We start from the raw sequence: 18424 nt of genomic DNA, 5'->3' as shown, positions 1-18424 counted from the left end.
TGCTATCTATCCATTTCCTGAAGGAGGTTTGTCCATGCAAGACATTAGACGTAACAATGTGGAACGATTCAAAGGTTTCGGTACGTTATATGACCAGAACCGCCCTGCTGCGCCCACCGAGGTCGTAGATATTCTGACGAATTATTTAGGCAGCAAACCTCGCATGGTCGCAGATGTTGGCTGTGGTACGGGCTTATCGTCATGGATTTGGCTAAATGAGGCAGAACGTGTTATTGGCGTCGAACCCAGCGATGATATGAGAGCTGTCGCAGAGTCCAAATGGGAAACAGCAGGCAAACCGAACCATCTCCGCTTTGTCTCCGGCCTGTCCCACGAACTGGGACTGCCTGATGGCAGTGTGGATATCGTGACCTGCTCACAGTCGTTCCACTGGATGGAGCCCCAGTCCACACTGCGCGAATTTGCGCGTGTACTGCATCCAGGAGGCATATTTGCTGCCTACGACTGTGACTGGCCACCAGTAGTTGATTGGCAGCTGGAACAAGCCTATCTGCAGTTGAATACGGAGGCAGATCATCGAGCTGCCAGTCTGGCTCCCCAGGAGAATCAAGCACATAAATGGAGTAAAGACGGACATTTGCAGCAGATTCAGCAGTCCGGCTTGTTCCGTTATTCGCGTGAAATTGTGTTTCATCACCGGGAAACATTCGATGCGGACCGATACGTTAATCTGGCACTAAGCCAAGGCGGCTTGCAAACGGCAGTGAAACTCGGAGCCACTGATCTGCTCGAGGTAGCAGACGAATTCAGACAACTGGCTACACGCATATTTAACGGAGAAACGAGACAAGTCCTATTCTCTTATCGGATGCGCCTGGGCATCGTCTGATCTTAAGCTAAGCTCATCCAGATTCTCCCCAAAATAAAATACACAAAAGAAACCTGCACCATCACTAGCATCGTGATGTTACAGGTTTTTTTGTTCATACAGCATCAGGATGAGAAGAGGTCACTTAATTGTGCCTCCTGTACATTCAGTGCCAACACTACTTTTGATGGGTCCGTCTTCGAGTAGATCACGTTAATGATATAACCCTGCTGCACTTGAGGCAGGGTAGATGGATAAATTTCCTTTGGTATGGTGACCTTAAACGTCTCTCCATTTGACTTAGTTACACTAAGCGTAAGCTGAAGTTTGATTTTGCCATTACTCCCGCTTCCAAGCGGAGTAACGTCCAATATCTTGGCCATCGCTTTCTCGCCCGTTCGTGCAATATCCATCATCTCAGGTGCCACGCCATGCTGCACCATCTTCTCATCCAGCAATTGCTGCATATCTTCCTGAGACAATCGTCCTTTCAGATCAAGCCCTACCTTGCGTTCATCCTTCACCGAGACCACTAAAGGAATGAAGCTACCCGGCTGGAACTGAGCCATGGACGTCAACGGTATCATGGTTTTCAACTCGGTATCGTATTTCTCACGCCCTTTAAGCGAGACGGTCAGGCCCAGTCGAACTTCCGGCTGCTCATTAATATACGTACCCGTCTGCTGGATACTTTTAATGACACCAACCGCTGGTAATCCTGACTTCACCCTCCCGACGCCGAAGATATTAGCCAGAATGGAGGGAATAAAGATCAGCCCAAATCCGGCAATAATGGCTGGTGTATACCACCATGCCTGCATAATGATAAAAGGATCATTCCACAGCTGCTGTGCCAGAAATGGGGAGAATCCCACCCCAAATACAGTCAACACACCTATCAATCTCAGGAAACCTACCATCTGCCCCACCCTCTCTATCTCTATTATTCGTGGTTAATTGCATTTTTTGAATGATAGCCTGCCATCTTGCAGTTTGAGCACCTTCTACTCGGACAACAATCCCATGTAGATCAGCTCCGATGGATTTGACGGATTTTGACCCAATCCCACCCGATCTCCCACGCGTGGAATCTGCATCTTGGACACCAAGGTTTCCAGTGTTCGCTGATACTGATTGCCATTCGTCTCTGTTACATCCAGCACAAGCACAACAATCGGATCAAAATTGATCAGCTTGCCCGTATCGGTAATCGTGATTACCGTGGCTGTTGCAGTTAAGGGAAGGGAACCACTTGCCGCCAGTTGTGCCTGTTTTGCCGAATCCAGACTCTGGTTGATGGCTTCCCGATGCTCCTTCGATACAAAACCTTTCATCATCATGCCAGTAAGTCCTTTATTCATCATTTTATCTGCCTTCGAAATCGCATCTTCCTGCTTGTTCTTTTTACCAAACCATCCCATAATGAACACCTCGTTTTTTTTGTTTTTGGTTATAGTTAAAGTATAAACAGGACGGCTTGTCCTTGAATACCCTTTTGACTGCATACAAAAGAAACGAAAAAAACGGTGATTAAACCACTGGATTTTCGTTTCTTTAACATACATTTCGGTTGATTCCGCAAAAAAAGAGCCGAAAACGACTCTTGAATGAAAGGTTGGCAGGCATATTTTGTGCCTAATGCACCGGTGTTGAACAAAATCATGCAAAAAAATGGCGGTTCCAAGCCGATTTTCAATCTATTTTTTGCGTAACAGGTAGACCAGCTTCCGATAATACATGGCGGCTTCCTTATATTTTCGCTGATCCTCGGATACCACGGCCATTCCCTCATATAAAGGCTCAAGACGCATGACATGCTGCACGGACTCAAAATAAGGTAGGCACGCGAGGGCACGCTCCATGAACACTTCACGATCTCCATGCGCAAGAGCCAGATGGCTCTGGTAGAAGGTTGCACTTATCTGCTGATCCTGAGTTGTTGCACTATTCAACAGTTGATCCACACTCTGCGCGAGTACACCCCAGTTTTTTCGTGCCAGTGCCACTTCACATCGATACACACTGACTAACGGCTTCATGGCCTGCTGGGTTTCTTCGGGTTCCTGCTGCAACAGGGATTCGAATCGCTCGATCTCCGACTGCGCCTGATCCAGTTCTCCCGTCATGGTTAACATGACAATCCGATTATTCGCAATGGCGGTGACCAGATCGCCCTGATTACCCGCATACACCAGATTCGCCTCTGCCATGGTCAATGCCGAGAGCGCCTCCTGTACCAGTCCCATCGCAAAGCAATATCCGCTGTACGCCACATATAAACCGGACAACCGATGAAACAGCCGCTGATCATAGACATGTCTCATGGTGAGATCGAAGACCTGCTTGGCCTCTTCGTATTGTCTGCCCTGAATGTAGGCTTCCATCTTGATATTTTGCACAGACAGCCAGAATTCACTTCCAGGAAGGGCCAATTCACTGAGCCTGGTTGCATGCGTTAACACATCCACATAAGAAAGCTTGGAACGATAATATTGCACTTTGTAATATAATAACGCCTTCGCCAGCGGACGTGGGAGATCTACATCGTCAGGACGACCGTATTTCTCCAGATAAAAATTCAGATAGGACATATGTATATATTCATGAGCCGATGCATCATTTAATTGTTGGTAATAGACTGCCTTCATCAAGGCCGTGGTCAGCTCTACTGTCAGCGCATCATCCCGATCCTCAAGCGCGTGTACGATATCTTCCGCTATCACGGAGGCTGGAACTGACATTTGTTCAAAAATAGCCTCTGCCCGCGCCAGTGTTTCTTCATCCTGTGCAGAAGCGTTTAACAGATAGGAAGTCGTTACGCCAAGACGTGACGCAATAGACTTTGCCAGATCTTCAGGGAGTGGATAACGATTGGCCAGAATATTGGCAAAGTGAGCCTGCGTAACCAAACCTTCCACGAGGTCTTTGCGGGAGATTTGCTTTCTTTTGCTCAGAAATTCAATCCGTTCCTTCAGCATGGCTAGTCTTCCTTTCGTTTCGATCCTGTGAATCACAAAAATCCGGTGATAAAGGCGAACGCTTCGCTTCTGCAGATCCGTTCTGTCCTCTCCGTTATCGTGTAAATGTTTAGCTCAAATTATATAATATCATCCCGGATGCGAAGCCGGATACCGTCTTTTAGTCAAATCCATCGAAACGGTTTCCGTTTCGGAGGCAATTGTTTTACAATAAGGAGGTATGTACCAGAGCATTATCCATTAATGATGAACAAGAGTTGAATATGAAAGGATGCAAATGAATGATTATTAAACCAAGAACACGTGGTTTTATTTGTACAACTTCCCATCCTGTAGGCTGTGCTGCACAAGTCCAGGAGCAAATTGATTATGTAAAATCCCAACCGCAATTGAACGGACCGCGGAACGTACTCGTTATCGGAGCCTCCACTGGATATGGACTCGCTTCGCGAGTCGTATCCGCATTTGGTGCCGGAGCCAACACCATCGGCATTTACCGCCCAAGCAGTGCCACTGAAAAACGTACGGCTTCAGCAGGCTGGTACAACTCCGCTGCATTTGAGAAAGCTGCGGAAGAGGCAGGACTGAAATCATACAGTATCACAGGTGATGCCTTTGCCAACGAAACCAGAGAAAAGACCGTTGAACTGATTCGCAGTGAACTCGGTCAGGTTGATCTGGTTGTCTACAGCGTAGCATCGGCACGCCGTACCGATCCAAATACCGGTGAAGTATTCAACTCCGTGCTCAAACCGATTGGACAATCGTACACGAACAAAACAGTCAATTTCCATACGGGAGAAGTGACTTCCATTACGCTTGATCCGGCAACCGAAGAAGAAATTCGCCAGACCGTGACCGTGATGGGCGGAGATGATTGGGAACTGTGGATGGATGCCTTGCAACAAGGTGGCGTACTCGCCGACAATGCAACAACGATTGCCTTCTCTTACATCGGTCCTGAACTTACGCATGCGATCTATCGTGATGGTTCCATCGGTCAGGCCAAAAACCATCTGGAAGCGACAGCCCACAAGCTGAATGATCGTCTGAGTGCAAAGGGCGGACGTGCTTACCTGACCGTAGCCAAAGCGCTGGTAACCCAGTCAAGCTCCGCAATTCCAGTGGTGCCGTTGTATATCTCTGCATTGTACAAAGTCATGAAGGAAAAAGGCTTGCATGAAGGCTGCATCGAGCAATTGCAACGCTTGTTCGCTGATCGCCTCTATGCGGGAGGAGAAGTTCCGACCGATGAAGCGGGGCGTATTCGTATTGACGATTGGGAGATGAGAGCGGATGTTCAGGAAGAAGTGGCGAAGCTATGGAACGAGCTGACCACCGAAAACATCTACGATCTGTCCGATCTGGTAGGATACCGTCAGGAATTCTTCCAACTGTTTGGTTTCGAAACCGACGGTGTGGATTATGAAGCAGATGTTGATCCGAATGTTCAAGTACCACATCTGCGTTAATTGAAAAGCAATATTGCTGTGGGACTGGAGTAAACAAGCTTATTACAGGGTCCAGATCCAGCCTTAGGGGAGCGAGCTTTCGCTCCCTTTTTGACGTCTACCGATTCTATAAGATCGACTTGAGTTGCTTTTTCAACCCCTTCGGCACCGTCTTCTCTACCGTGATGGATCTCGCTCCATGCATCGTTGCAAAGAAATAGAGTCCCTCCCGAAAATCCGCGATCCATTCCTCCACAGGCGGAGCAGTCTCTTCCATCGATAACAACCGCACCGTTAGCATGCCCGTTTTGCGATCGAGTCGCGGGTCCATGCGTCCAATCAGCCGATCGCCGTGAAGAATGGGCATGGCGTAATATCCGTAGGTTCGTCTCACCTCTGGTGTGTAAATCTCCCACTTATAATGGAAATCAAATAAATCCACAATCCGTTCCCGTCTCCACAGCAGGTTGTCCAGTGGAGGCAGGAATCGTACCGGACCTGATGTATCATAATGCGGCCCCTCCCTTTCCATCTCACGCAACAAAGCTTCATCTTCTGCACGGATATAATAAGGCGTCGCAACGTCCTCTACCTCTAGCGGGATCATGCGACCATCTGCGACACGTGCAGCCATATCATTCCGACGTTCAGCAGCGGTGGATTTCATCCAGCCCAATCGTGGATCTCGCACGTCCACGACCCGATATGCATGAATGTACTTGTCCATCAGAGCCTGCTTTTGAGTCAAAAGATCGATTTCCGCTGTCGTGGATTCGCCCTGCTCCAACAATCCGGATTCAGTAATATGAAAATATCGTTCATTCCCCTGCCTTGCCACGACACGAATGGCAGCCGAATCCAGCAGCAAGTTCAACGCTAACGAGGTGTCCTTCGTTTTAGGCACATCTGCACTGTCCCAATATCCACTCACCCGTTCGACGGCACGAAAAGCCCTTGACGGGAGCGGTCCCTCTTCTTCCAAACGCTTCAGCACATGCTGCACTGTATTCTCCAGCCCTTGCAGTGACGGAGCCAGACGATCCCGTAATCGGGCACGTACAGGTTCGAACATCGCATAATCTTCGATCGGAATAACACATGCAGCATTGGCAAAATATTCGAACACTTTATGATCACTCAACAACGTATGTAAATATTCGGAGGTATAGCCCGGATCACGAGCACCCAGTACCAAATGCTGATTTCCGGTTACGGCAGCGACAGGATCAATCTGTACGCAGCCAAGGGAGCGAATCAGTTGCATCACCTGTTCAGGACCAGAAGGCAAGGAAACGGCGGGCCAACGTCCCAATAAAGATTGCGTTTGCAGCAAAAAACGCCGAACGATTTTCTTATTCATGCGAAGCGCTGTTGTCATATGTAGGATTCTTCCCTTCATCGAAGATAGGAGGATGTGTTGCGATAGCAATCCAATTCCAAAGAGATACATTGATTTTAACAGTCCAAGGGATGTCATTCCAACTAAGATGAAGCGCTTTTTCTATTTGATGCTTATGCAGCACTCCGCACATCACAGACAAAATAAAAAGAAGCACCACCATCCTGGGTCCGCTTCTTGTGTTTGACCTTTTGCAATTTTTCCTGTTTCGTGGGCATGAGTCGAACATGCTGGGATAACGCTCCATAATCTCCGTTTACTCTCCGACTTTGCTCTGGACACCATTGTCCTGACCGCTCTGCTTTGCGCAATGCTTTTTGCGTTTGTGTACGTGCCATGATAATTGAACACACTCCCTTGGTTGGTATGCACTCAATATATCATGTGCAGGCAGACAAGTGAAGGTGATTAACGTGGAACTCTTTTTCGCCGTGATTGCCATGTTTCCACAGGTTCCTGATCGTCTTCCTCAATCAATTCCAGTGCTTCTTCCATTCTTCTGGATTTAAACAGCATGATCAGGTCCATCAGATCTTCACGGTCCAGCAGCTTCACCCCGTTGACCGCTGCCAGCGTCCGGCATGCTTCCGTATATCTGGCTGAGGTGAGCACGATGGATCGATCTGCTTCATAATAACGCATGGACGTGTAAATCTCCTGCACTGCGCTGAGTCCAACCTGATGATTCGCTCCGTAACGCTTGGCCTGAATGACATTACGTCTGCCTGCTCTATCCACAAACACAAGGTCCGCACCAAAATCACGGCTGCTTGTGGTCTTATGTACTTCGGCATAACCGAGTTGTTGGAATAAATGATACAGGTACAGTTCAAATTCCGATCCATCCTGCATTTTATCGATATCCTTAATCGTAATCTTACGCGGATTGGCCTCACTTCGTATGCGCTGCCCTCGCCGAATTACACGGCGAATGATCCAGGCAATGAGAAGTAGAAGGATAATAACGCCTATACCCACAGTGGTCATATTTTCATTCCAATTCATGTCTGTTCTCCTTGTCGTTCCTCTAATCTGGCAGGCTTGTACCCCTCTTAGCCCTCGTCACCCGACTAAATATAGCAGACTTCTCTCTTAACAGAAAGAAGATGAATTCCCTGTAACCCTCGAACTTCTCCAAACAACAATAATTTTATACCTCTATCATAAAAGGTTACAGACACTCAGGTTGAATTTCACATGTATGAAATGGTAGAATTCAACAATCGGTTCTATTTTGAATCGAAGAAAGGTGGTTTATAACTTGCATACATCCAACAAACGAAAGTCCAAAACATGGGCTGCGCTTCTTCTCAGTGGCACGCTCCTCTTCAGCCTGCATACACCAAGCTACGCGGCCGCAGAACAAAATGCACCATTGCCTAAGCCTTCATGGACATCATCTTCTCTCTCACTCACTCAAGTGAATACGGAGAAAGACGTTATCGTCAACGAAGTGAACGCAGTACCTGCGAAAAATCTGGTCTATGTGCATTCTTCCCAGCCCGTAACCAAAACAAGCAGCAATACGAAGTTGGATTGGCAGCTGGATTCGCTTCAGGCGCTGGATGCCACGACCGGACAATTGAAATGGAACGTTATTTTCCATGAGAAAAGTGGGCCTTATACAACCTACTCCAATTCACTATATACCAGCAACGGCACAGCTTACGTATATATGGAATATTCGGATGGAACCAAAAAGGTATACTCGTTCAATACTTCCGGCAAAACCAACTGGGTCAAAAACGTGAGTAATTCATCATCCATGTACCTTCTGGACGACGATACGTTATTGATCGCTTCGAGCCCTGGTGTTCAATCGAACGGTTCCGTCCGTTCAGCCATCTCCCTGTATGACAAAAAGGGAAAACTGATTACGGAAAAAACAATCAACGGTGCTGTACTCAAAGCAGGCAGTGATCGAATCGTAGTCGATGCAAGCAAACAAACCAAAGTGGGCAGCTTCTGGCAGTCTGCCGCTAATCCCAAAGTGGAGATTTACGATCGTACGCTGAATCGTCTTTCCTTCTATCAGTTCCCGAGCAATGCCAACACTCTGGGAGACGGTGGCGGTGAATCACTGGCCATTCTGGAAGATGGCTCCGTGATCATGCGTGCCAATTTTGCCAACACAGGTAACAAGTTGATGGGCTTTGGCACCGATGGCAAACTCGCCTGGGGCCGTGCTATTGCCGGTGATGCCTATGTTCAGACCGCAGGCAACAGTTACACTCTGTTTACAGGCCAAAAGCTGGAGCTGTACACCATGAAAGGCCAAGTGACTGAACGTACATTTAAGGAAGAGCAGCCTATTCTCATGCAGGTTGATCGTACACAGGACGGGCAGTATAAACTTGATTTCGCCAAAAAAGGTTATATTCTCGATCCGCAAACATTGGATACAGTACATGAATATACGTTTGCATCCTCTCCTGGATTGCTCGATGGATATTCAACGTACAATGATCATATTATTTATCAGATCAATGACGATGCATTATCCAAGTATGTATTGAAGACAGCCTCAGCTAAATAGTAAATGGAGCGCTCTGGTTGACCGACTAACGGTTAACAGGGCGCTCTGTTATTTCACACAACGATGTAGAGTCCCCCTCTTGTTTTTCCTCTCTGCACAAACTGATATAATAGTATCGTTCACCTTTTCACCCTACTCTTGATTGGCAAAGGGGAGTTCTCCCATCAACGCAGAGAACGTAGATAAGTTCTGTAGCCATTGAGATAACATTCTCTTAATCATTGAATAATCAAAAAAAGCCGGGGAAGTTCCTGTTGGAACTCTCCCGGCTTTTTCAATAAGATCTGATGCAAATTGATCTAATGTAATGGAATTAATTATTCCAGTTTTCTTCAATAAATTCATCCCGTCCGGATTCCGCACGGTCTTCTTTGTAATGCTTCTCATTTTTCTTGTGGTAATCCTGGTGGTAATCTTCTGCCGGATAGAACACAACTGCATCCCGTATCTCCGTCACAATCGGTTGATTGAACCGCCCGCTTGCTGCCAGTTCCTGCTTGGACTGCTCTGCGAGCTCACGTTGACGTTCATTATGGACAAAGATTGCTGTCCGGTACTGACTTCCACGATCCTGAAATTGCCCTCCATCATCGGTTGGGTCCGTCTGGGGCCAATATAGCTCCAGCAGACGTTCATACGGAAACACCTCTGGATCAAATGTGATTTCAACGACCTCGACATGACCGGTCTCCCCGGTTTTGACCTGCTCATATGTTGGATTATCGACGTGACCGCCGGTATAGCCAGATACAATACCATGAATGCCTGGTTGCTCTTCAAATGGTTTAACCATACACCAAAAGCATCCGCCGGCAAATGTAGCTTTTTCCATGCACACTCATCCCTTTCTGTTGTACCTATATCTTAAAACAAAAAGAGGTTGATGGAAAGCCACGTCCGTGGACTTCCATCAACCTCTTCAGAAGCATCTGTTATATCAACAGTTATTCAAAGTGCGTGTTGCCGACTAACTGTATATTCAAGAATTCTTGAATTCGTTACCCGCGGCTTCGACCCATAGAACGGAAGATCAAGCTCACGATCGCTACAAGTACAATGGCACCGATTAATGCCGGTACTATGTAGAATCCGCCCATTTCTGGACCCATGTCTCCCAGGATCACTCCACCTAACCATCCGCCGATAAAACCGGCAATGATGTTACCGATAACGCCGCCGGGAATGTCACGACCAACAATCAGACCTGCCAACCATCCAATGATACCACCGATAATTAATGACCATAACCAACCCATATCATTCACCTCTAATTAAAGTTTTTGTTGTTGTCTGTCTACTATTAACCGCTACAGAAGCATTTAAACAATTGGCATGAAAATTGTTGTATATTACCTTTTGTTCATATGCCCTTTTCTCTGTTCAACAGCCTATAACAAGGCATTATAAACAGATCGTGTCACTTCCGGCATCTTACACAGTTCAAAACTGCGTTATATACCTCCCGAAAGTCATTGTATGTTGATTCAGACAGCCTTAGTATAACCAATTGAGGTGAGAATATTTTAATGGTTATATTCGATTAATAAAAACCTGCACGCCCCTTGCCTGGCTGGGTCAGCCAGTTATGTTTATGACTCTTGTCCAGCTCTCCTCGCATCGACTGAATGATCTGCACAATGTCCGTCTGGCCATTCTGGTGCCATTCCAGTGCTGCACTGACATACAACTCTCCAAGTTGAGCAAGAGAAAAGGTATCCGTCAATCGTGCAGCTTCCAGCGTACCTTCTTCCCCTGCGAAGACATCAAAGCCGCGTTGATTCAAATATTGCAGGCGCAGCCCTTCGTCCGGTAGCGGTATTTCATAAGCCCGATCAAACCGACCGGCACGGTTCATGAGGCCTGGGTCTATTTTCTCCGGATAATTCGTGGTGCCAATTAGGAAAATGCCCTCTTTGGACGTTGCCCCATCCAACGTATTCAGGAAAAAGGATCGCACTTCATCCGGCATGGAATCGATATCCTCAATAATCAGTACCATGGGAGCCAAACGTTTGGCTGCTTCGAATACTTCACGCACCGATTCACTGTTTGTGTATTCGGTAATTTGCCAATATGCCGCAGGCCCCGGAATGCTTCCCGCAATGGATTTCACGAGGGTCGTTTTTCCGTTTCCAGGATGGCCGTACAGCAGGATGCCACGTTTGTAAGGAATATCATAGTCCCGATAAAAGGAACGATCTGCCTCGAAAAACTGGTCCAACGAACGGAAAATATCCTGTTTAATTTGCGGAGAAAGCACGACCTCATCCCGCCCCACAGAGCGGGTAATGGATTCCACATGACGATCACTGCCATTGCGGGCATCCGTGTACACCGTGACTTTTTTCATATTTTGCTGCCGTTCCCGTTCCCTTACACTGCCCAGAAATTGCTTCAATTCCTCTTCTCCTGTAGCAAAAACAAAATCCTCATTGTATATCCCATTCTCCCGGAAGAAAGGAATGCGGACGAGAGCCACGCCCCACTGCGGATAGGCAAATACATTGTTGCGAATCGAATAATGCACCCCATAGGTTGGTGCATCTCCATCATCTTCATAATGCAGTGTACGCAGCTCCAGATCTTCGAAAATCCGGGCAACCAATTCCACTTCCGTACTGTTACTTTGCAGATCTTCTTTTAGCAGATCCCAGTATTCACTGTTTGGATCATCGCTCGCATAGAGTTCATAACGAACGTCGTATCGATTGCCAAGCGCTTCAATGATGCCACGAATCAAGCGGGCATATATGGCATAGCCTTCGTTTCGGATTTGACTGTCTTGTTGCTCTTCATAGGAATAGATGACTCTATTATGATTCAATTGTTCTTTCTCTATCGTCATTACTTAGCTCCCTTCACAGCGGCAAGTGGTTTACATTTGGCTACAACTTGAGCCAGACCTGCGCCGGTAACACTATCAATAATTTCATCGACATTTTTATAAGCTTGCGGCGATTCATCAATAATTGATTCAAGCGAACGCTGGTTCACCACAATCTCATCTTCAGTTCCCACACCCAGCGCCGAGGCAAAATCCTCTACGGTAACCAGGCGCTTCGTTGCTGTACGCGAACGAATGCGTCCTGCCCCATGACAAATCGAGTAATAGTTATCCTTCCCCTCGGGTTGACCTACCATGATATACGAAGCAGTCCCCATTGAACCGGGTATAAGTGCGGGATGACCTGTTGCCAGATATGGCTTCGGATTATCCGGATGACCAGCAGGCAATGCACGTGTAGCTCCTTTGCGGTGTACAAAAACGGAACCTTGATCCGCGTGCGATTCCTCCCATGCATAATTGTGCATCAGATCATAGAGGGTTCGAAATTCGCATTTTGGACCAAACACATCCCGAAAAGCTTCGCGAATTGCATAAGCAATCAGATGGCGGTTCACCACAGCATAATTCAGTGCAGAATACATCATATTGACGTAATGGCGACCTTCCGCATGTTCAAGCGGAGCAAAAACCAGTCTTGGATCGGATGTCCCCAGACCATTTCGCTGCATCACTTTCGCAATCGCTGATGAACTAGTTTGGCTTACATACCCACCCCAAGCCCGGGAACCGGAATGAATCATGACAACAATTTGTCCATCGTACAGACCCCAGGCTTCCGCAATCTCCCGATTTTCCTCGGCAATCTCAATTGCTTGAATCTCGGCAAAATGATTGCCTCCACCCAAAGTTCCTAACTGGCGATGAGCCCGATGCCAAGTCATATCCGGTACCAGATTCAACACTTCCTCATCAAAGGCAAATTTGCTGCTCTCTACATGAGTGATGGAAGTTGATTTTTTGGGTGTATAGCTGTCCGGGATATATTTTTTAGGTAATCCATGCAGACCCTTTCGCACAATATGCTCCAAACGAATGTCCGAGTAATGACCGCGCTGATTTGCCTCCATCGGCAGCACTTTCTCAATGGCTTTCACGAGTTTACGGCGCAGCTTCACATCCTTCAGGTCGTCCTTATGCAAATTGGTCATATGCACTCGCATGCCACAGCCGATATCACTGCCTACGATGGATGGAGATACATAACCGCTATTGGCATCCCATACCGCCGTTGTGCCGATGCAGGTTCCTACACCGACATGCACGTCAGGCGTATAGCTCATATAGGAAATGCCCGGGATTTGAAGATTGTTGTTCGCCATCTCGAACACCTTATAGTCCAATGACGAGAATAGTTGTTGTGCCGCATATACCGTTAAGTCCCCAGCAGGCAATTTGACTTCATGTCGGTAGCCACCTGTGAGTTCATTTTGACTTGTAAATAAATTAGGTTGTGTATTCATAAATGTTTATTATTCCTTCCTGTACGTTCAGCTAATTCGGTTCATTTCAAAATTGAACCCTAACGTTATTCCGAATTTATATCCATATTCAGTCCAATAAAAAAAGAAGCCACGGACAGTTCGCCCGTGACTTCTTCATGACAATAACAGAAAACAAAAGCAGCATGAACATACCGCGTCTGTTCTCCATTGCAATATACGCCGAGAGTAGCATATCGATTAATAACGTTCCAATGATAAACGATATGCATCTTCCCCTATGTCGCCCGTATGAGGCCAAAGAGACGATGAACTGGATATACAATTGTGTCTGTGCTTCGTAGTGTCTTTGTGGATTTCAAATCATAACCAACCATCATATCTCTCGGCCTCCCTTCATCAATATTAAGTTTATATTAAGCGGACTCATTTCGATGTGTCAACCCTTTTCTTGGAAAACCCCCTATTTTGCATATGCATTAGATTTAACTTCGTGCTAATAACTTATATAAAAAAAGCAGGGTCTGTAAGGAACAGACCCTGCTTACTCATGCATATCATGAGATTAGATATCGATTATTGATGGTACATGTTTTGACAGATTTGAATCTGCATCTTATCATTTCCCTGCTTGTTTTTCCAATTCTTCCACAGGATTTACATCTTCTTTTTCAGGCACCTTGGAAGACAGGAACCAACCGCATACTGCAATCGTAATCAGCACAATGTAGAATCCAAATTTCCAAATTTTATTTTCCGGGAAATGCTCATCCAGAACGCCCAGTGAAGGGTGTGCAAGTGTAATAACAGCCAACTTAACCCCAACCCAGCCAACGATAACAAAGGCTGCAACTTCAAGCCCTGGACGGGAATGAAGCAGTTTAACGAAGAAGGAAGCCGCAAATCTCATGATAACAAGGCCGATAAATCCGCCGAGGAAGATGACGATAAACTGTCCACCGTCAAGTCCGCCAATCGGAGGCAGACCACTTGGTGGCAATGCAACAGCCAGCGCCACAGCTGCGAGAATGGAATCGACCGCGAATGCGATATCTGCCACTTCCACCTTGAATACAGTCATCCAGAAACCAGATTGTTTTTTTGGTTTTTTGGGAGCGGAATCCGCCGCTTCATCTGTTTTGTTTCGGCTACCCATCACCTTTTTGATAATGTGGTTAATGGAAATGTACAAGAGGTACAGAGCACCAATCGCTTGAACTTGCCACACGTCCACCAGGAATGAGATCAGGAACAACGAACCCAAACGGAAAATAAATGCACCCATTAACCCATAAAATAACGCTTTTTTGCGTTTATCATCAGGCAGGTGTTTAACCATAATCGCTAGAACTAATGCATTATCCGCTGCAAGCAATCCTTCAAGGACTACTAATACGGCGAGAACCCACCCGTACTCCAATAATAATGACAACTCCAAAATTGACTCCTCCTTAGTATCCTTATGATGTACAAAAAAAAGGACCTTTACCATTGCTGGTAAGGTCCTTTTTATTCACAAAAAGAGACCTTTACCCAGTATGAAAACTTGGTAAAGGTCTCGCTAACAACAAAATTGCTGCCAATAAAGCCGGGGATGTAATCCCGAACTGACGACTTTACTGTGAAAGCTACTCCCCTTTAACATCAGGAATATTTAGTTTTAAGTTGAAACAGGTTCAATAATCTGTTCTCATCATATTCATAACGATAAGCAAAGTCAAGCTTTATTTGACTGACTACGGTCCAGCTTGCGAAAGACCAGCAAATCATAGATGAAATTGCCTAGTGGGATAAATGAGACAAAAAACAAAGCAATTGGACGACGTAAACGCCATTTTTGCGTGGTATAAAGACTCACCATAAATAATAAATACATCAGAAATAAAAAGCCATAGATGTTGCCAAACCACGTGACTGCCTGAGGCATGATTCCTGATTCCCTTAATGGAAAAGCAACAAATAACAACAGCACATATGAAAGCCCCTGCAACCACAACAGCAGTCGAAAGCGGCTGAGTGTTGAATGTAACATTTTTTTCCTCCTGCTTCTAAATAACGCGCAACGATTTCACTGCACCCCGTACAGTATATCACAAAAACGAAATTTCCCCTCACGCGTAGTTCCACAGGAGCCAAATCCATTCGATGCACATAGGATATATGACCAAGGTAGATTGTTACGAATATGGACAAGGAGGAGCCTGTTGATGAAAATAGCCCTGATAGCCCCTGAAAAATTGCCAGTCCCAGGTAACGGATCAGTCGAAATCTGCCTCCTCGGCATTGCTCGCGAACTTGCACTCCGTCACCAGGTGACCATCTTAAGTCGTCAGATGCCCGGCCTTGCCATCACAGAGCAATTAGATGGCATTACGATCCGTCGTGTACCAGCAACCAGCCCCAGCGAGTACACAAGGGCAGTGATCCGTTTTCTGAAAATTCAACCCTTCGATTTGATCCAGGTAGACAACAGACCACATAGTATGGCTGCAATTAAACGCGCCTTCCCTTCGTTACCTGTGGTGCTCTATCTTCACTCGTTAACCTTTGCACAACCAGGTCCTGCAAGATTAGCGCTGTTAAAAAAAGCGAACTGGATTGCCGTGAATAGTCGATCCCTCAGACAAAGGCTGGCTCGTCGATTCCCATCCTTGAAACGACGGATGGGTGTTGTGCCACTTGGCGCGGACCTAAGCCGCTTTTTGCCTGCAGCTAAAGGAGAGCAGCAGCTTCTGCGGAAGCAGTTCGGTATTACAGGGCCATTCTCCATTCTGTATGTAGGCCGACTGATTCCGGGCAAAGGTGTGGATGTGCTGATTCGTGCCGTAGCTCTTATTCAGCAGCAGGTACCCGTGCAACTGATCATTGCAGGGAAAGGACCTCCAGTTTACGTCAGAAAACTGCGACAACTTGCCCGAAAATTAAAGGTTGATGCCACCTTCCGAGGTCAGATCGCCCATGAACGTATTGACCGTTTGTACAGGGCTGTGGACTGCCTGGTGTGCCCTTCCCAACAACATGAGGCCTTCGGGCTGGTTAATGTTGAAGCTATGGCTTCCGGACTACCCGTCATTGCTTCAGACAATGGAGGCATTCGTGAAATCATTGTATCGGGGAGTAATGGATACCTTGTGAGACAGTATCACAACCCCCGAAGTTTCGCTGCTTACCTGTCTAGACTGGCAGATAATCCTTCTCTCGCTCGTTCGCTTGGAGAAGCTGGCCGTGCCAGTGCAGTTGAACAGTTCAGTTGGGCCCGGACAGCCATGCATCTTGATGCAGCTTATACAAGACTCATCCGCGGATAAATCTTGTTGCGCCTGTGATTTCGTTAGGCTTTTTCACGTGACTGCCAGTCTGCAATAAAGCTATCCATATGCGGAACAGGAACATACATCATTTCAATTAACTCCACAATAATCATATCTTTCATGGCAAACCTCACTTTAGCGCAGGTTTGTTGGCGGAAAGTATCATAAATTCCCGAGCCTGTCCAGCAGCCGTGAGGCACGAGCAGCGGATTATTAACAATATATCCAACGGTCCCAATAGGAGGAACCACTACCTTGATGGCTCGGGGATCCACCCGATTGTCGGGGTCTTTGACCAGAAACAGGATATCGCCTACGTTTAAAGCTTCTACACCATGATAATTTTCCATTCCATACATGGCTGCAAATAATTTGGTACTCATCTAAAAAGCTCCTTTTACACATTTTTTTTAAATTTAGAAGGATTGAAATTATTGATCTTCCTCATAATGCTTCATCCACTCTATGAGTTGTTTACGAATTTCTTTACGATATTCGCGGGGTTCAAGGACCTCCGCTTCGGGGCCAAATTGATATAACCATTTCAGGAATTCACGACTACTGTTCAGCGTTACTTCAAATAACAATCCGCCATCAGGCAAATCAGTCATTCGTGGACGAACAAACATTTCTTCTTCTTTTATGTAGGGGGCAACCTCTTTACTGAACCTTACTTTAAAATGAATCAGTTTATCCCCACGATCAATGGACCACGTGTTTTTCATGAACTGCGTTATGTTGAAATCACCCATAACAAAATGGGTATTGGTCTGTATAACGTCCAGAAAGCGACTGATCCGAAACAAACGGACTTTCTTCTGCAAATGGCAATAACCGATTAAGTAGAAACGCTGATCGCGCGGAATGAGGTAATAGGGATCAATGTCGCGGACCGTTATTTCATTTTTCGTAAGTGTATGATATTGGGTTCGAATCGTTTGTTGATCCAGAATGGCTTCAATGACTGGAATAAGCAAGTTGGGATACTTCCCTTCTTCCCGGTATGCAGGTGTACCCATACGAATAATGCCTGCAATATTTTCTACAATGTCACTGTTTCTCGATTTCATTTTGGTATGAGCTGTCATCACCTTGTCAAAAGCTGAATCAAATTCAGCCGGGAGTTGCGAAGTATCCACCACGGATGGAAGCATCGAGAATACCATCGCTTCCTGTTCGGTAAAATCCAGAGGATACATGGCAAATTCACCAATGAACCGATATCCCTTGCCATAACCTTCATTCATGATAGGGGCAACCCTGTCCAAAATTCGGAGATCGCGATAAATCGTGCGCACAGTTGTACCGCATTTCAACGCCAATTCTTTGGCGGAAATTCCGGGATTCGCTTGTATAGCCTGAAGTATACGCAGAAGACGAATTAATTTCTCTGTCATGTAGTTTCTCCCCTTCGATATTTTATCGGCAAGGAAAACTAGTTCCTTTAGTCCGGTACTAAATCTTTAGTCCCAAACTCACTTTCGCAATTTCACCTTATGTATATAGTTCAATCGCACTTATTCGGCTTATTAAATATACATTCTCTTACTTGCTTGCGTAAAATATTAACCTCAAGTCCTTATACCTACGCCTGATAGCCTATTTGGCATACAAAAAAAAATAAAAAAAGTCT

General features: G+C 46.2%; 19 protein-coding genes. 4 read left to right on the top strand and 15 right to left on the bottom strand.

Annotated features, from left to right (window positions below; all coding sequences use genetic code 11):
• Positions 1-34: 34 nt before the first annotated feature.
• Positions 35-850 carry a class I SAM-dependent methyltransferase gene (locus tag gpAD87_RS02190; protein WP_064635916.1) on the top strand — a complete coding sequence of 272 codons (816 nt, stop codon included), beginning with the start codon at positions 35-37 and terminating at the stop codon, positions 848-850.
• Positions 851-954: 104 nt separating this feature from the next.
• Here gpAD87_RS02190 and gpAD87_RS02185 read toward each other — a convergent pair whose 3' ends face one another.
• The 3 genes from gpAD87_RS02185 to gpAD87_RS02175 all read right to left on the bottom strand — a co-directional run bounded on the left by gpAD87_RS02185 (position 955) and on the right by gpAD87_RS02175 (position 3807).
• A complete protein-coding gene (locus gpAD87_RS02185) occupies positions 955-1722 on the bottom strand; it encodes a hypothetical protein (protein ID WP_231952409.1) in 768 nt (255 codons plus the stop codon).
• Between the two features lie 111 nt (positions 1723-1833).
• Complete coding sequence (locus tag gpAD87_RS02180; RefSeq protein ID WP_064635914.1) at positions 1834-2250, bottom strand: hypothetical protein; 417 nt, start codon at positions 2248-2250, stop codon at positions 1834-1836.
• 276 nt (positions 2251-2526) lie between these two features.
• A complete protein-coding gene (locus tag gpAD87_RS02175; RefSeq protein ID WP_064635913.1) occupies positions 2527-3807 on the bottom strand; it encodes a transcriptional regulator in 1281 nt (426 codons plus the stop codon).
• Between the two features lie 281 nt (positions 3808-4088).
• Here gpAD87_RS02175 and fabV point away from each other — a divergent pair, with 281 nt between their 5' ends.
• Positions 4089-5279 carry an enoyl-ACP reductase FabV gene (fabV, locus tag gpAD87_RS02170; RefSeq protein ID WP_064635912.1) on the top strand — a complete coding sequence of 397 codons (1191 nt, stop codon included), beginning with the start codon at positions 4089-4091 and terminating at the stop codon, positions 5277-5279.
• Between the two features lie 106 nt (positions 5280-5385).
• Here the strand turns inward: fabV and gpAD87_RS02165 are convergent, their stop codons facing one another.
• From gpAD87_RS02165 to gpAD87_RS02155, 3 genes are all read right to left on the bottom strand, one after another.
• Entirely contained in the window at positions 5386-6657 is a 1272-nt protein-coding gene (locus gpAD87_RS02165) for a DNA glycosylase AlkZ-like family protein (RefSeq protein WP_231952408.1), read from the bottom strand.
• A 113-nt stretch (positions 6658-6770) separates the two neighbouring features.
• Positions 6771-6995, bottom strand: coding sequence for a hypothetical protein (locus tag gpAD87_RS02160; protein WP_063565252.1), 225 nt, complete (start codon positions 6993-6995; stop codon positions 6771-6773).
• Between the two features lie 70 nt (positions 6996-7065).
• The gene (locus tag gpAD87_RS02155) at positions 7066-7662 is read right to left on the bottom strand and encodes a restriction endonuclease (RefSeq protein ID WP_064635910.1); all 597 of its coding nucleotides are present in this window, start codon (positions 7660-7662) and stop codon (positions 7066-7068) included.
• A gap of 256 nt (positions 7663-7918) precedes the next feature.
• Between gpAD87_RS02155 and gpAD87_RS02150 the strand changes: the two genes are divergently transcribed.
• Entirely contained in the window at positions 7919-9193 is a 1275-nt protein-coding gene (locus gpAD87_RS02150; RefSeq protein ID WP_064635909.1) for a hypothetical protein, read from the top strand.
• Positions 9194-9325: 132 nt separating this feature from the next.
• Here the strand turns inward: gpAD87_RS02150 and gpAD87_RS32075 are convergent, their stop codons facing one another.
• From gpAD87_RS32075 to gpAD87_RS02115, 7 genes are all read right to left on the bottom strand, one after another.
• A complete protein-coding gene (locus gpAD87_RS32075) occupies positions 9326-9538 on the bottom strand; it encodes a hypothetical protein (protein WP_231952407.1) in 213 nt (70 codons plus the stop codon).
• Complete coding sequence (msrA, locus tag gpAD87_RS02145) at positions 9507-10025, bottom strand: peptide-methionine (S)-S-oxide reductase MsrA (RefSeq protein WP_064635908.1); 519 nt, start codon at positions 10023-10025, stop codon at positions 9507-9509. The genes gpAD87_RS32075 and msrA overlap by 32 nt, the downstream gene beginning before the upstream one ends.
• Before the next feature lie 166 nt (positions 10026-10191).
• Positions 10192-10449, bottom strand: coding sequence for a GlsB/YeaQ/YmgE family stress response membrane protein (locus tag gpAD87_RS02140; RefSeq protein WP_017686880.1), 258 nt, complete (start codon positions 10447-10449; stop codon positions 10192-10194).
• 284 nt (positions 10450-10733) lie between these two features.
• Complete coding sequence (locus gpAD87_RS02135) at positions 10734-12038, bottom strand: AAA family ATPase (RefSeq protein ID WP_064635907.1); 1305 nt, start codon at positions 12036-12038, stop codon at positions 10734-10736.
• Positions 12038-13501: an RtcB family protein gene (locus tag gpAD87_RS02130; RefSeq protein WP_064635906.1), complete on the bottom strand. Its 1464-nt coding sequence runs from the start codon at positions 13499-13501 to the stop codon at positions 12038-12040. The genes gpAD87_RS02135 and gpAD87_RS02130 overlap by 1 nt, the downstream gene beginning before the upstream one ends.
• 598 nt (positions 13502-14099) lie before the next feature.
• Entirely contained in the window at positions 14100-14918 is an 819-nt protein-coding gene (locus gpAD87_RS02120) for a TerC family protein (protein WP_064635904.1), read from the bottom strand.
• Between the two features lie 279 nt (positions 14919-15197).
• Positions 15198-15512: a DUF3817 domain-containing protein gene (locus gpAD87_RS02115; RefSeq protein ID WP_064635903.1), complete on the bottom strand. Its 315-nt coding sequence runs from the start codon at positions 15510-15512 to the stop codon at positions 15198-15200.
• Between the two features lie 175 nt (positions 15513-15687).
• Here gpAD87_RS02115 and gpAD87_RS02110 point away from each other — a divergent pair, with 175 nt between their 5' ends.
• A complete protein-coding gene (locus gpAD87_RS02110; RefSeq protein WP_064635902.1) occupies positions 15688-16788 on the top strand; it encodes a glycosyltransferase family 4 protein in 1101 nt (366 codons plus the stop codon).
• Between the two features lie 23 nt (positions 16789-16811).
• On the opposite strand, the gene gpAD87_RS02105 is transcribed toward gpAD87_RS02110, so the two are convergent.
• The gene (locus gpAD87_RS02105) at positions 16812-17174 is read right to left on the bottom strand and encodes an HIRAN domain-containing protein (protein ID WP_064635901.1); all 363 of its coding nucleotides are present in this window, start codon (positions 17172-17174) and stop codon (positions 16812-16814) included.
• Positions 17175-17222: 48 nt separating this feature from the next.
• On the bottom strand, positions 17223-18188 hold the full coding sequence (locus tag gpAD87_RS02100) for a helix-turn-helix transcriptional regulator (RefSeq protein WP_064635900.1): 966 nt from the start codon (positions 18186-18188) through the stop codon (positions 17223-17225).
• Between the last annotated feature and the right edge of the window lie 236 nt (positions 18189-18424).

The sequence above is a fragment of the Paenibacillus sp. AD87 genome, from assembly GCF_001659845.1.
GTDB classification, from domain to species: Bacteria; Bacillota; Bacilli; order Paenibacillales; family Paenibacillaceae; genus Paenibacillus; species Paenibacillus marchantiae.
This window is presented reverse-complemented; position numbering and strand designations above follow the sequence as displayed.

Bases quoted from the DNA above. Each gene is read 5' to 3' on its own strand.
- gpAD87_RS32075 (WP_231952407.1), bottom strand. From the start codon at position 9,538: ATGAATTTATTGAAGAAAACTGGAATAATTAATTCCATTACATTAGAT.
- gpAD87_RS02190 (WP_064635916.1), top strand. From the start codon at position 35: ATGCAAGACATTAGACGTAACAATGTGGAACGATTCAAAGGTTTCGGT.
- fabV (WP_064635912.1), top strand. From the start codon at position 4,089: ATGATTATTAAACCAAGAACACGTGGTTTTATTTGTACAACTTCCCAT.
- gpAD87_RS02140 (WP_017686880.1), bottom strand. From the start codon at position 10,449: ATGGGTTGGTTATGGTCATTAATTATCGGTGGTATCATTGGATGGTTG.
- gpAD87_RS02110 (WP_064635902.1), top strand. From the start codon at position 15,688: ATGAAAATAGCCCTGATAGCCCCTGAAAAATTGCCAGTCCCAGGTAAC.
- gpAD87_RS02160 (WP_063565252.1), bottom strand. From the start codon at position 6,995: ATGGCACGTACACAAACGCAAAAAGCATTGCGCAAAGCAGAGCGGTCA.
- gpAD87_RS02100 (WP_064635900.1), bottom strand. From the start codon at position 18,188: ATGACAGAGAAATTAATTCGTCTTCTGCGTATACTTCAGGCTATACAA.
- gpAD87_RS02105 (WP_064635901.1), bottom strand. From the start codon at position 17,174: ATGAGTACCAAATTATTTGCAGCCATGTATGGAATGGAAAATTATCAT.
- gpAD87_RS02165 (WP_231952408.1), bottom strand. From the start codon at position 6,657: ATGAAGGGAAGAATCCTACATATGACAACAGCGCTTCGCATGAATAAG.
- gpAD87_RS02180 (WP_064635914.1), bottom strand. From the start codon at position 2,250: ATGGGATGGTTTGGTAAAAAGAACAAGCAGGAAGATGCGATTTCGAAG.
- gpAD87_RS02135 (WP_064635907.1), bottom strand. From the start codon at position 12,038: ATGACGATAGAGAAAGAACAATTGAATCATAATAGAGTCATCTATTCC.
- msrA (WP_064635908.1), bottom strand. From the start codon at position 10,025: ATGGAAAAAGCTACATTTGCCGGCGGATGCTTTTGGTGTATGGTTAAA.
- gpAD87_RS02175 (WP_064635913.1), bottom strand. From the start codon at position 3,807: ATGCTGAAGGAACGGATTGAATTTCTGAGCAAAAGAAAGCAAATCTCC.
- gpAD87_RS02155 (WP_064635910.1), bottom strand. From the start codon at position 7,662: ATGAATTGGAATGAAAATATGACCACTGTGGGTATAGGCGTTATTATC.
- gpAD87_RS02115 (WP_064635903.1), bottom strand. From the start codon at position 15,512: ATGTTACATTCAACACTCAGCCGCTTTCGACTGCTGTTGTGGTTGCAG.
- gpAD87_RS02130 (WP_064635906.1), bottom strand. From the start codon at position 13,501: ATGAATACACAACCTAATTTATTTACAAGTCAAAATGAACTCACAGGT.